Origin of the sequence: Streptacidiphilus albus JL83 (assembly GCF_000744705.1) — a bacterium.
Lineage (GTDB): Bacteria > Actinomycetota > Actinomycetes > Streptomycetales > Streptomycetaceae > Streptacidiphilus > Streptacidiphilus albus.
The window spans coordinates 9,246,641-9,258,940 of the sequence record NZ_JQML01000001.1 but is presented as its reverse complement, the minus strand read 5'-3'; the positions used below and the strand labels follow the sequence as shown (position 1 = coordinate 9,258,940).

Here is a 12,300-nt window from a genome sequence, read left to right as displayed (position 1 = left end):
GGACCCGTCGCCACCGAACCAGCGAGCCGCCGAGCCGCCGATCGTTCAGGGGTACTCCTGCCGCCACGGAGCAGCCGTTCTGACGTGCGGTCGGACAGAGGTGGTGATCGGATGGCCTGAGCAGTTGCCCGTGGCCCCGCGCCCGCACCCGTGTCCGAGCCCCGAGGGATTGCATGAATCCGCTGTCCGAGCCGTCGCGCGTCGACGGAGGCGAGGGACGCCCGGTGCGGGCTCCCGCAGTCGATCCCCGGCCGGCAGTGCTCGGGCGCGGGGGGACGGGCGGGCGGGCGGCGCTGCCGTGGGTGCTGGCCGCACTGCTGTTCGCCGTCTGTGGCGCGGTCTCGGTGCGGTTGCACCAGCGGATGCTGACCTCGGGCTTCGACCTGGGGATCTTCGAACAGACCGTGCGCTTCTGGGCGCACGGTCAGCTGCCGGTGGTGGAGCTGAAGGGGCCCGGCTTCCAGGAGCTGGGCGACCACTTCTCCCCCATCTTGGCGACGCTGGCACCGTTCTACCGGATCTGGCCCTCGCCCTGCACCCTGCTGCTCGCCCAGGCCGCCCTGCTGGCGGTCGCCGCGGTGCCACTGGCCCGCTGGGCCCTGCAGGCGATCGGCCCACTGGCCGCCTGGACGGTCGGCCTCGGCTACGGGCTGTCCTGGGGAATCGCGTCGGCGGTCGGGTTCGACTTCCACGAGGTCGCCTTCGCCGTCCCGCTGCTGGCCTTCTCGCTGTGCGCACTGGGGCGCGGCCGGCCGCATGCCGCTGCCCTGTGGGCGTTGCCGCTGCTGCTGGTCAAGGAGGATCTCGGCCTGACGGTCGCGGTCATCGGTCTGCTGATCGCCCTGCGCGGCAGCCGCCGGTGGGGGCTGGCCACCGCCTGCGCCGGCATCGCCGGCTCCCTCCTGGAGGTACTGGTCGTCATCCCCGCCTTCAACCCCGGCGGCCAGTACACCTACGCGGCCCAGCTGGGGGGAGCCTCCAGCGGCGTGGCGCAGGCTGCCTACCACGGAACGGTCGCACTGGTCGCGGCCCCCGGGCCCAAGTCCGTCACCCTGGTGGCGCTGTTCGCCCCCACCGTCTTCCTCGCCCTGCGCTCCCTGCTGGTGTGGGCAGTCGTGCCGACGCTGCTGTGGCGGTTCGCCTCGGACAATCCGCTGTTCTGGACCACCGGCTACCAGTACAGCGCCGTCCTCATGCCGATCGTCTTCGCGGCGTTCGTGGACAGCCTGGTCCGCCGGCCCGTCGACCGCCGGATGACGCGGCGGCTACTGACCGTCATGGCAGCGGTGACCCTGCTGCTACTGCCGGAGTTCCCGTTGCTCCAGCTCGCCCAGCCCCGCACCTGGCAAACCCCGCCCCGGGTCGCCAGCGCCCGAGCGATCATGCGCCTGATCCCCGACGGGGCCACCGTCGCCGCATCCAACCGGATCGCCCCGCAGCTGACCGACCGCTGCACCGTCAGCGAGTTCGGCGCGCCGGGCAGCCGCCCCGATCCACAGTGGATCATCATCGACACCACTGCCCCACCCGAATGGATCAGCCCCGACCAGCAGGCCCAGCAGGTCGACCAGGCACGCGCCCACGGCTACTCGACCGCTGCCGACGCTGACGGCTTCCTGCTCCTGCACCACCACGAATGAGAGCGTGGTGGTGCCGGCGCGCCGGGGCAGCGTCCGCGAACATTGGGGGCAGCCTGACGTAGGGTCAATGCCCGTCCGACGAAGCACATAGGGTGCGGCTCGTCCACCCTTTCGCCGGCAGTCCGGCAGGCCCTTCGCCCCGTCGACAATGGCGGGTGTCCGGCGTAACGTCCGCAGCAGAGAACTGACGAACTAGCCGCCGGGTCCAGACCCCACCTTGCTGCTGAAGCAGGAAGGCGCGCCCATGCACTGGCTCGGTTCAGTATCTGAGCGGCCGAAGGCCGGCTCATTGCCGCGCCGCACTGGAAGCCGGGAGCGGCGGACGCCACGAGTCCCCCGGCTGCGCTCACGGTGATCGCCGCCCGGCCCCGCCGAAGTGATCTCCTGCCGCCGTTCTGCGGCGTCAGCACGTTGTCCACGGTTCGGCTTCGGAACGCCTCTTCAGCGCGGCGTCCACGACACTGCGCGCGTGTGACCCACCATGGTCGGCGGACGATTCGACGACGTACGGGAGCCGATGGTCGTGCTTGTTGAAATTCCTGAGGAGCGCGGATGACAGGTATGCGGCCAGCCCCCGACGGCCAGGGCTCCACCGGCGCGGGGCTCGGCAGACGGACGTTGCTGCGCACCGGTCTCATCACCGGGGCCTCCGTGACCCTCGCCGCTGCCGCCGGATCAGCCGCGGCGGCCGGCCCGCGGGAAACCCTCTCGAAAGGACAGCCCACCGTGGTTGACGTGACTGCGGCGTCTGCGCAGACGGGGGCGATGACCGTGGCGCAGTACGCGGTCGAGCGCCTGGCCGCCCTGGGCATCAAGCACGTGTTCGGCGTTCCCGGCGACTACGCGTTCGCCTTCGACCAGGCCATCGAGGCCAGTGGGCGTGTCACCTGGGTCGGAGATGCCAACGAGCTCAACGCCGCCTACGCGGCGGACGGATACGCCCGTATCCAGGGAGCGGCAATCCTTTCCACGACCTACGCCGTCGGGGAGCTGAGTGCCCTGAACGGGGTGATGGGCTCGTACGCCGAACGGCTGCCGGTCTTCCACCTGGTCGGCCAGCCGAGCAGCAAGCTGCAGCGCGCCCGGGCCGTGACGCACCACTCCCTGGGCGACGGGATGTTCCGTCAGTTCCAGTCCCTGTCGGCGGCTTCGACGTGCGTGGTCGCGAACCTCACTCCGCACAATGCCGTCGCGGAGATGGAACGGGTGATCACCGAGGCGCTGACGCAGCGGCGGCCCGCGTACATCACCGCGGCGGAGGACGACGCCGTGCTCCCGGTCGTCGGCACCCCGGTCACCGGCGTGCCCCTGGCCCAGGTACCGCGCCCGTCGAGCGATCCCACCTGCCTGGACGCGGCGATCGCGGCCATCACCCGACGCGTGGCGGCAGCGAAGTCCACGGTCGTGCTGCCCGCTTACACGATCGGCCGCTTCGGCCTTCAGCAGCAACTGATCCGGTTCCTCGACGCCACCGGCCTCGCCTACGCCACGACACCGATGGACAAGGCCCAGATCTCCGAGACGCAGCCGGGATTCCTCGGCAGCTACGCCGGAGCGCTTTCGGGCGCGGGCGTCCAGGAGGCGGTCGAGGGAGCCGGCCTGGTGCTGAACCTCGGCGGTGTCGCCTTCGCCGACTTCAACACCGGCGCCTGGACGGATGCGCTCGACCCGGCCCGGATGATCACCGTGTGGCCCGACTACGTGCAGGTCGGCACCTCCACCTTCGGTCCGGTGTACCTGGCCGACGTCCTGGAGCGCCTGACCGCGACGCTGCCCAGGACCGCGACACCGAAGGTCTCCGCGAGAGCGGCAACCGCACCGTCCGGCACCGCCACCGACCGGGTCTCCTCGGCCACGCTCTATCCCCGGCTGGCGGGCTTCCTGCGCGAGAACGACATCGTCATCGCCGAGACCGGCCTGTGCATGAACTACATGGCGCGGGTCCCGCTCCCCAAGGGCGCGGTCTTCCACAACCAAACCCTGTGGGGATCGATCGGATGGGCCACTCCCGCCGCGTTCGGCGCCGCCATGGCCGACCCGTCCCGGCGCACCGTCCTGGTGACCGGGGACGGCTCCCATCAACTGACGGCCAACGAGCTCGGCGCGATGGGCCGCTACGGCGCCAAGCCGGTGATCATTCTCCTCAACAACACGATGTACGGCGTCGAGGAGGTCCTGTCCGAGAAGCAGGGCCACGTCTACGACTTCCTCGCGCCCTGGAACTACCACGAGCTCCCGGCAGCCTTCGGCTGCACGGGCTGGTACACGGCCCGTGTCTCCACCCTCGGCGAGCTCGACACGGCGCTGGCCGCAGCGGCCGGGCACGACAACGGCTGCTATCTGGAGATCATGCTGGGCCGCTCCGACATCCCCTCCTCGTTGCCGGAAGCCCAGTTGGACCTGCTCTACCAGACCGCACCAGCCAGTCCCCCGCTGCCGGCAACAGCGCTCGCCGCAGCCGCGCAGGTGGTCAACGGCAGTGGCCAGCTCTCGTGAGCGGGCTCCCCGGCCGGCCGGGGACCGATCGGATCCCGGCCGGTCGGCTGCGGAGCCGGGCGTCCCGTCCGCCCGTGGGACGGCTGTGACCACGGACCCGCCTGCCCGACCGGAGGGGAGGGGCTGAGGTGGCACCCGACGCATACGCCGCCTACGGCGCCTATTTCGGCGCCTGCGCCACCGTGGCGGGCACCCTCATCGGCCTGCTGTTCGTGGCCGTCTCGGTATCCCCGCACAAGGACGTCGGCCGCAATGCGCCACTGAGCTTTCAGATCGAGGCCGCAACGGCGATCACGACCCTGACCAATACCCTGGTCATCTCCCTCGTCGCGCTCATGCCCGGCGAGGATCTCGGGGGCGCCGCCGTGATCCTGGCCGGCATCGGCATCAGCTCGACCATCGGCATGGCCGTCATCAGCCTGCGCAACTGGCCCGGGCACCGCCACCTCTGGGCCCTGGTCATCATCCCGGCCCTCGGCATCCTCTACGCCCTCCAACTGGCCAACGGGATCAACCTGCTGCTGCGGCCGGACAGCCGGAACAGCGTCCAGTCGCAGGCCCTCCTGGTGTTGATCTTCTTTCCCATCGCCGTCGCCCGGGCTTGGAACATGATCGGCGCACGCGGCACCCGCCTCTCGACGCTGGTCGGAGAGCTCGTCCAGGAGCGACAGACCACGGCGGCGGACACCGCAACCGTCGGTCCTCCGGTTGCCGACACCCCAAGCGGTGACAGCGCCGCCCCGGACCCCACCGGCCGCTCCGAACCGGCACCTTGAACCGGCCCCGACTCCTGCCCCGCCCGCCCCAACCGGCCACCGGGGCAGTCCAGTTGGAGCAGCTGAGGATCCGCAGCAGAGACCGACCGGGCGCGACTCCGCACGCGTGACCGGCACGCACCGCGCCCCATCCCGACGGGCCCTGTGGCACCTACGCCGCCGACCGCCCGCGCCTCCCGGCGTCACCGACCGGGGCACTGCGCAGGTTTCGGACAAAAGGCCGAAAGATGGGCATAAGCCAACGGAGCCTTAGATACGCCTCTATAGCGCCGCCAATGGCCGCAAAATCAATTGCTTGACAGTCTGCGAACCAGCCAATAAGAATCCGGAGGACCGGCTTCCGCCTCACCCAGAGGACAGCCATACACAGCGCCAGGACCGTCTGGCGTGAACCAGCGGTGGCACACCGATCCACTCCCGCTGTTGCCCGCGAGGAAACCCCTTCCGCGAAGCATCTGCATTCTTGTGCCGCCGCGTCCGCTGTCCCCGACCAGAGGCCGCCTATGCCCGGCTCCATAAGACCTTCGTCCACGCACAGACGCCCCGCCGCTGTCGGTGTCGCAGGTGTCCTGACTCTCCTGGCCATCCTGGTCTGCGTCACCGCCTGCGGCGGCAGCTCCCGCACCGCCGGCGCCACGCCACCACCGACCCCCAACAGCACCGCACCGTCGACCGCCGCCGCCGGCCGACTCACCGCAGCCCAGCTTCCCGACGGTACTGCCGAGAAATGGCAGACGATCGCGTCGCCCCGCACGCTGACCGTGACCGGACGCACCGTCCAGGTCAACGAGTGCGTCACCGTCCACGGTGCCGTCACCTGGCAGCAGCAGGCCTACGCGGACAGCTACCGGACACCTGCCGAACAGGACGTCTTCACCTTCGCCGACAGCACCGCCGCGCGTGCCGCACGGCTGAGCCTCGCCGAGGAGATGTCCGACTGCCAGGCCCGGTCCCGCTCGCTCCAGGCCAAGTCCCACGTCGTCGTCGACGCCCAGGTCACCCGGACCGCCGCGACCGGGGCCGGCGGCGCCTGGTCGAGGCAGTGGACCGGCGTCGAGGGACTGTCGGCCGCCGGGCCGCAGACCGACCACCTCTACGCAGTGCAGGTCGGCAACACCCTGGCTGTCATCCACTTCGACCAGTGGGCCCCGGCCCACCCGGTCGCCTCCGGCACCGGTGCCGACCTGTCCCTGCTCACCGCTGTCGCCCGACAGCTGAGCTGATCGGCCCGACTTCCCCCACCTCTCTCTCCCCCCACGTCTCCACGCCCACGGAACCGGAGCCACCCATGCCCATGCACCTGCCCTCCGCACGCCGCTGCCTCTCCGGAGCGGTCGGCGCGGCCATCGCCTCTGCCTCCCTCTTTGCCGCCGCCCCCGCCCACGCCGACACCGCCGCCGCCCCCGGCGGCAGCATCACCCGTGACGAGGTCATCCAGCGAGCACAGAACTGGGTCAGCGAGGGGGTGCCCTACAACCAGGGCGCCTACTACTCGGACAGCAACGGCTCCTTCCGCGAGGACTGCTCCGGCTACGTCTCCATGGCCTGGAACCTCAGCTCCAGCCTGGTCACCCAGACCCTCCCCAGCGTCTCCACCCAGATCTCCACCTCCGAGCTCCAGCCCGGCGACGCCCTCGACTACACGGCCGAGCACGTGATCCTCTTCGGCGGCTGGATAGACCAGTCCGCCGGGACCTTCACCTACTACGCCGAGAACGACCCCAGCGAGCTGACCAACAGCTACACCGGCGACCTGGACGCCAGCACCCTGGACGGCTGGCCCACCAGTGACTACACCCCGCTGCGCTACGACAACATCACCGGCACGGCCGACGACACCACCGCAGTGAGCACGGCCGGCACCGCCACCAGCACCACCCAGGACACGACGACAGCCACCACCACCCAGCCGGGTAGTGATTTCAGCAACAACGGCGACTGGCAGGCCCCTGACAACAGCCAGTGGTACGAGGCCAACCCCTACGCATACCCGACGTACACGGGCGGCACCCACCGCCGCCACGCACACCACGGCCGGCAGTGACCCTGCCCACACAGGTCTGATCATCGAGGTCAGCGGCCCGCAGTCCGATCACGGTCTGCGGGCCGCCGGCCGTCGCCGCTCACCGCGCACGGCCCCCGTCGACGCGGCCGGCCACACCGTCCTCAACGCCCGTGCGCGCCCCGGGGCGTGGCCGAGGGGACGGCGACCGGCGAGGGCTGGAGCAGGTGGACGGGTGCAAAGCCGCGAACCTGCGTGCGATGATCACGCCATGGCACCTCCTGCGATATATGCCGCCCTGGGCAGCTCGTTCGCGGCCGGCCCGGGCATCTCGCCGATCGTGGACGTGGACGCCGGACGCTCGGGCAGGAACTACCCGCATGTCCTTGCCGGGCTCCTCGGCGCACGACTGACCGACGCGACGGTCTCCGGGGCGACCACCTCGACGATCCTCGACACGCCGCAGCAGACCATGACAGGCGTGCGGATTCCCCCGCAGCTGCAGAGCCTGCCGCAGACGGCGGACCTGGTCACCGTCACCGCCGGCGGCAATGATCTCAGGTACGCCGGCGCCATGCTCTTCACCGCCTGGAACAACGTCCAGCCGGGCGGCCCGGTCGCCGAGATGATGGGGGCCGACTTCGCCGACGGCATCCCCGCGCCCGGCGCCCAGGACATCGGGAGAGCCGCGGCCGGACTCACCGAGATCGTCGAGCGCGTCCGTGCCCGGGCCCCGAAGGCGAGGGTCCTGCTCGTCGACTATCTGACCGTCGTCGGCGACCGGACAGCCCCTGGCCCGGGCATCCCGTTCGAGCGGGAGCAGGTCGACGCGTTCCGCGCCATCCAGTCCGCGCTCGAACTCGCCTGTGCGACCGCCGCCCGGCAATCCGGCGCCGAGTTGGTGGCCGTCTCCCGCGCGAGCCGCGACCACGCACTCGGCTCGGACCAGCCCTGGATCTCCCCGTTCACGCAGGACCTGAACAGGACGGGCAGTTCGTTCCACCCGAACGCGACCGGCATGGCGGCAGTGGCCGCCCTGATCCAGGAGCGGGTCACCGGATAGCCCCGGGCCGACAGCGCCCACAGTTCGTCAGAAGTGGCCGGACTCCCGGACAACGGTTCGCGGGCACCGGCGGGGCGCGGCCCGGACCCGGGTGGGCGGACCGCCCCTGGCCGCCGCCGGGGAGGACACGGGCAGCGGGCGTCATCAGGGTGACGTGACGTCCGACTGACCCTGCCTCAACGCCGCCGCCGCGAGCGGGGGCGGGGAATCCGCCGCCACGGCGCAGCCGGCGTCGCCGGCCGTCCGGAAGACCTACGAGGACGCGCCCAGGGTGGCCCCTGGATTCTCCTTGACCGCGTCAGGCGTCTCGGAGCGCGGTGCGGGCACTGCCGCGGGCACCGGCTCGGCCCGGTGCAGCGGGGCGGTACGGGCCCGCTCCGGGATCCGGCCGCGCAGCAGCCACACGTATCCGGCGGCGGCCAGCACACCGAGCACGGTGCAGTTCAGCCAGACCGCGTCGCCGCCGGAGGCGGTGAGCAGGTAACCGGCCGTCATCGGGGCCAGGAAGGAGGCGCCGGACCAGGCCAGCGAGTACACGCCCTGGTACCGGCCGCGGGCGTGGACCGGGGAGAGCTCCGCGACCAGGGCCGAGTTGGCCGGGACGCTGAGCATTTCGCCGGCGGTCCAGACGGTGACCGTGAGGGCGTAGAACCAGGCAGCTCCGGCGAACGCTGTCAGCCCGAAGCCGCAGCCGGTGAGCAGCGCGGCGATGGTCAGCATGGCGGTGCGGTTGCGCCCCTCGGCGAAGCGGGTCACCGGGATCTGCAACAGCACGATCAGCAGGCCGTTGAGGCTGACGACCAGTCCGTAGTCGGCGGCGGAGTAGCCGTCGTGGCCCATGGTGATCGGCAGGGCGATGCTGCCCTGGTTGCCGATGCAGGCCAGCAGGAAGGTGAGGCCGACGAGGGCCATGAAGACCGGGTTGCGCAGCACCGAGCCGATGCCGGGCCGGTCGCGGGGCGCGTCGGCGGTCCTCCCCCCGGTCCCCCGGGACGGCGCGGTCCCGGGCCGCAGTTCCGGCCTGGTCTCCGGGACGCGGGCGAAGACCACCAGCGCGCAGAGCAGTGTGGTGGCGGAGTCGCCGACGAAGAGCAGCAGGTAGCCGTGGGCCGCGATCAGACCGGCCACCGCCGCCGAGAAGGCGAAACCGATGTTGATGGCCCAGTAGTTGAGCGAGAAGGCCCGCACCCGGTCCTCGGCCGGGACCAGGTCCGCCATGATCGCGGACACGGCCGGGCGGGAGGCGTTGCTGGTGAAGCCCAGCACCGCGGCGGTGACCGCGATCGCCCACGCCGGGTGGACGAGTCCCAGCACCATGGTTCCGGCGGCGGTGCTCGACTGGGACACCAGCAGCGTCGGCCGCCGGCCGATCCGGTCCGCGAGCACCCCGCCGGCGACGGCCGCGACGCTGCCGCCCAGCCCGTAGAGCGAGGCGACCAGGCCGGCGAAGGCCGGGGACAGGCCCCGGTCCACCGTCAGGTACAGCGCCAGGAAGGTGACCACGAAGCCGCCGAGCCGGTTCACCAACGTGCTCGTCCAGAGCCACCAGAAGGTCGACGGCAGCCCGCCGACGGTCTCCCGCGCCGTTGCCCGAAGCCAGGAAGGGGGAACCGGCCGAGGCGCGGGCGATTGGGGCACCGGGGACTCCCTGAGCAGCGAATGTAAGTGTCACGTAGGCAGTCCAGAGATTACACAGTCGGTGGACCGGCACGCCAGCGGGTTTTCTCCCCGAGGAGCCGTCCGGGCAGTCATGGCCAGTGCCGATCCGGCTGCTGCTTGAGGCTTCTGCGTCGAGGTCAGCAGTTACCCGCGGCTGTTCACGGTCAGGTCGGGCATGGACCAGGTGCCGTCCAGGACGGCGGGGTCGGGGTGAACGGCTGGGAGTAGTGCCGGAAGGCGCCGAAGCCGCCGACGTAGCGGGGGTCGTCGCTGTCGACGGCCTGGGGGTACATCGTGCGGTAGTTCTCCAGCAGGGCGTATCCGTAGATCCACCCCTGTGCCGCAGTGGAGCGCGAGGTGGCGGCGTCGGGCAAGGCCAGGGTCGTACTCGGTATCCGGTGCGGTTGGCGGTTCAACGGCGCGGGCGGGCCGGCCCTCGGGGGCGGTCAGTCGGGTTGGATGTCGCCCAGCTTCCAGCTGCGGTCGAAGTACGGTTCGAGCGGGCCGTAGAACCGCAGGTAGGAGAACCAGTGCCGGCCCGGCAGGGTCTGCACCCAGTTCGACTCCCGGCCGTCGGGGGGTTGCGGGCCGAAGTGCAGGTCGACTGAGCCGTCCGGGTTGTACTGCAGGTCCGCGTCGCGCGAGCCGCGGTCCCCGCGTCCCTGGTCGTTGTCGACGAGGCACCGGGACTCGGTGTCGTAGACGGTCACCGACCAGAACAGCTTGGCGGGCGGGTCGGCCGGCACGTGCAGGGTGTAGGACCGGCCGCCGTCCAGCCACTGGCCGTCGGCGTCGGTGTAGGCGCCCAGGTACGCCTGCCCGACGCCCGGGGTCTGGCTGTGCATGGCCTCGGAGAAGCTGACCGCCTCGTAGAACCAGGCGGAGCGCTCCAGCAACTGGTCATAGCCCTGGGCGCGCTGGCTGGAGTGCTCCATCATCGCGACCAGGTCCCACTGCCGGTCGGGCCAGTAGCGGGCGCCGGGAAAACGCTTGGCGAAGCTGTTGGCCCTGGCCATCAGCTCACCGGCCGCGCTCGCCTCGACCAGGATCCGCTCCAGTCGCTCGTCGGGGGCGAACGGCTTGCCCTTCTCGATGCCCAACTGGCGCAGCATCGCCAGGAAGAACCGGTCGCGTTCGTCCACGACCTCGCTCTGGTAGACGGCGTGCAGCCGCTCCCAGTAGTCCAGGCCGCGCGGCTGGTCCCCGGACCAGGGCCTGCCGTCCGGAGAGACAATGCGGGTGGGCGGCGGATCGTCGCGCTGCGCGTAGGGGTGGACCCGGACTGCGTGGACCAGCGCACGGGACCGGTCGGGGTCGGGGTCCAGGGTTCGGAACCCGAACATGATGTTCATTCCGGTCGAGAGCAGCAGTCGGAAGCCGTCCTCCTCCACCCCCGCCGGGGGTTCCTGCCCCGGGGGCACGACCAGGTAGCGGGCGCCCCGGCCCCGGTCGGGACCCATCTCGCCCATGCTCGCGAGCTCACGCTGCCAGAAGTCCGACACCCCGCCGGCCGTGTGCCCGGCCGGCAGCTCGATCACCATCGGGCCGGTCGCGCTCAGGTCGATGAAGTTCAGGATGTACGGGGTGGTGGCGTTGGCGGTGATCAGTCCGAGCCGGTCCTGGTAGCTGACGTAGTGGACCAGGTCGCCGGGCCCCGCGCCGAACACGTCCGCGTGGATCCGCTGCCAGTGCGCGTAGGACACCAGCGGCAGCGCCCACAGGTAGGCCTGACAGGCCAACTGGTGGTCCAGTTCGTCGAAGACCAGGCCCAGGTCGTCGCGCCGCGGGAGGTCCCCCTCCATGGACACGGAAGCGAGGCGCCCGGGAATCTGCCGTTTTGGGTCCATTGGCCGAGCATATGATCGCCAACCCCGACCGGCACGACGGGACCGTCCGTCCCGGCGGACAGCGAACCCGGACGCAGGGGTTGCCGGGACGCGCTACCGGTGCCGGTCGGCCGTGCCCGCCGGGGCGAGTACCGTGTCCAGGACCTGCGCCCACTGCCGGACGATCCGCCGCCGCCGGCGGCTGTCGTCGGTGAGCAGGTTCGCCAGGCCCAGGCCGCGCGCCAGGTCCAGGGTCGCCTGGATGGTCTCGCGGACCCCGGGCACGGACTCGTCCACGCCGAGCAGCTCCACCGCCGCCTGGTGCACCTTCCGGCCGGTGCGCGTCTCCAGCGGCACCACCAGCCCGCGCAGGTTCGGGTCGGCCGAGGCCGCCACCCACAGCTCCAGCGCCGCCCGGAACGGCAGGCCGGTGAACCAGCTGACGATCAGCTCCACCACCGCCTCGGTCCGCATCGGACCCTTCGGCAGTGCGTCGAGCTCGCGCTGCATGTCCGCCACCCGCACCTCGGTGACGTGCTCCACCGCCGCGGTGATCAGCGCCTCGCGGGTGGGGAAGTGGTGCTGCGCCGCGCCGCGCGAGACCCCGGCCCGCTCGGCGACCACCGTGACCGTGCTGCCGGTCCAGCCCAGTTGGACCAGGCACTCGACCGCGGCGTCCAGGAGCCGCTGACGCGTCGCCCGGCTGCGGTCCTGCTGCGGCGCGCGGGGGACGGTCGTCACTACGGGCTCGGCGTTCCGGGTGCTGGGCATGGCCACATTATGGTCCCTCCGACCGCCCCCACCTGGGGAGCAGCCTCCGCCGTCGGCCGGGGGCGGG

10 protein-coding genes are annotated in these 12,300 nt (G+C 71.4%); 6 read left to right on the top strand and 4 right to left on the bottom strand.

Features of this window, described 5'->3' with window-relative positions:
* Positions 1–224 precede the first annotated feature (224 nt).
* The 6 genes from BS75_RS40125 to BS75_RS40100 all read left to right on the top strand — a co-directional run bounded on the left by BS75_RS40125 (position 225) and on the right by BS75_RS40100 (position 7,977).
* The gene (locus tag BS75_RS40125) at positions 225–1,640 is read left to right on the top strand and encodes a DUF2079 domain-containing protein (protein ID WP_231608040.1); all 1,416 of its coding nucleotides are present in this window, start codon (positions 225–227) and stop codon (positions 1,638–1,640) included.
* 735 nt (positions 1,641–2,375) lie between these two features.
* The gene (locus BS75_RS40120) at positions 2,376–4,136 is read left to right on the top strand and encodes an alpha-keto acid decarboxylase family protein (protein WP_197092010.1); all 1,761 of its coding nucleotides are present in this window, start codon (positions 2,376–2,378) and stop codon (positions 4,134–4,136) included.
* A gap of 128 nt (positions 4,137–4,264) precedes the next feature.
* Positions 4,265–4,912 carry a hypothetical protein gene (locus BS75_RS40115; protein ID WP_034091733.1) on the top strand — a complete coding sequence of 216 codons (648 nt, stop codon included), beginning with the start codon at positions 4,265–4,267 and terminating at the stop codon, positions 4,910–4,912.
* A 503-nt stretch (positions 4,913–5,415) separates the two neighbouring features.
* Complete coding sequence (locus BS75_RS40110) at positions 5,416–6,135, top strand: hypothetical protein (protein WP_052070351.1); 720 nt, start codon at positions 5,416–5,418, stop codon at positions 6,133–6,135.
* Positions 6,136–6,200: 65 nt separating this feature from the next.
* Complete coding sequence (locus BS75_RS40105; protein WP_052070348.1) at positions 6,201–6,956, top strand: hypothetical protein; 756 nt, start codon at positions 6,201–6,203, stop codon at positions 6,954–6,956.
* 229 nt (positions 6,957–7,185) lie between these two features.
* Positions 7,186–7,977, top strand: a complete 792-nt coding sequence (locus BS75_RS40100; protein ID WP_034091732.1) for an SGNH/GDSL hydrolase family protein — start codon at positions 7,186–7,188, stop codon at positions 7,975–7,977.
* A gap of 252 nt (positions 7,978–8,229) precedes the next feature.
* Here BS75_RS40100 and BS75_RS40095 read toward each other — a convergent pair whose 3' ends face one another.
* The 4 genes from BS75_RS40095 to BS75_RS40080 form a co-directional block, all read right to left on the bottom strand.
* Positions 8,230–9,615: an MDR family MFS transporter gene (locus tag BS75_RS40095; RefSeq protein WP_034091731.1), complete on the bottom strand. Its 1,386-nt coding sequence runs from the start codon at positions 9,613–9,615 to the stop codon at positions 8,230–8,232.
* 185 nt (positions 9,616–9,800) lie between these two features.
* Positions 9,801–10,010: a hypothetical protein gene (locus BS75_RS40090; protein ID WP_034091730.1), complete on the bottom strand. Its 210-nt coding sequence runs from the start codon at positions 10,008–10,010 to the stop codon at positions 9,801–9,803.
* A 72-nt stretch (positions 10,011–10,082) separates the two neighbouring features.
* Positions 10,083–11,438 carry a DUF1254 domain-containing protein gene (locus BS75_RS40085; RefSeq protein WP_201778713.1) on the bottom strand — a complete coding sequence of 452 codons (1,356 nt, stop codon included), beginning with the start codon at positions 11,436–11,438 and terminating at the stop codon, positions 10,083–10,085.
* A gap of 138 nt (positions 11,439–11,576) precedes the next feature.
* A complete protein-coding gene (locus BS75_RS40080) occupies positions 11,577–12,233 on the bottom strand; it encodes a TetR/AcrR family transcriptional regulator (RefSeq protein WP_042439244.1) in 657 nt (218 codons plus the stop codon).
* Positions 12,234–12,300: the final 67 nt, after the last annotated feature.

Bases quoted from the DNA above. Each gene is read 5' to 3' on its own strand.
- BS75_RS40110 (WP_052070351.1), top strand. From the start codon at position 5,416: ATGCCCGGCTCCATAAGACCTTCGTCCACGCACAGACGCCCCGCCGCT.
- BS75_RS40105 (WP_052070348.1), top strand. From the start codon at position 6,201: ATGCCCATGCACCTGCCCTCCGCACGCCGCTGCCTCTCCGGAGCGGTC.
- BS75_RS40100 (WP_034091732.1), top strand. From the start codon at position 7,186: ATGGCACCTCCTGCGATATATGCCGCCCTGGGCAGCTCGTTCGCGGCC.
- BS75_RS40085 (WP_201778713.1), bottom strand. From the start codon at position 11,438: ATGGAGGGGGACCTCCCGCGGCGCGACGACCTGGGCCTGGTCTTCGAC.
- BS75_RS40080 (WP_042439244.1), bottom strand. From the start codon at position 12,233: ATGCCCAGCACCCGGAACGCCGAGCCCGTAGTGACGACCGTCCCCCGC.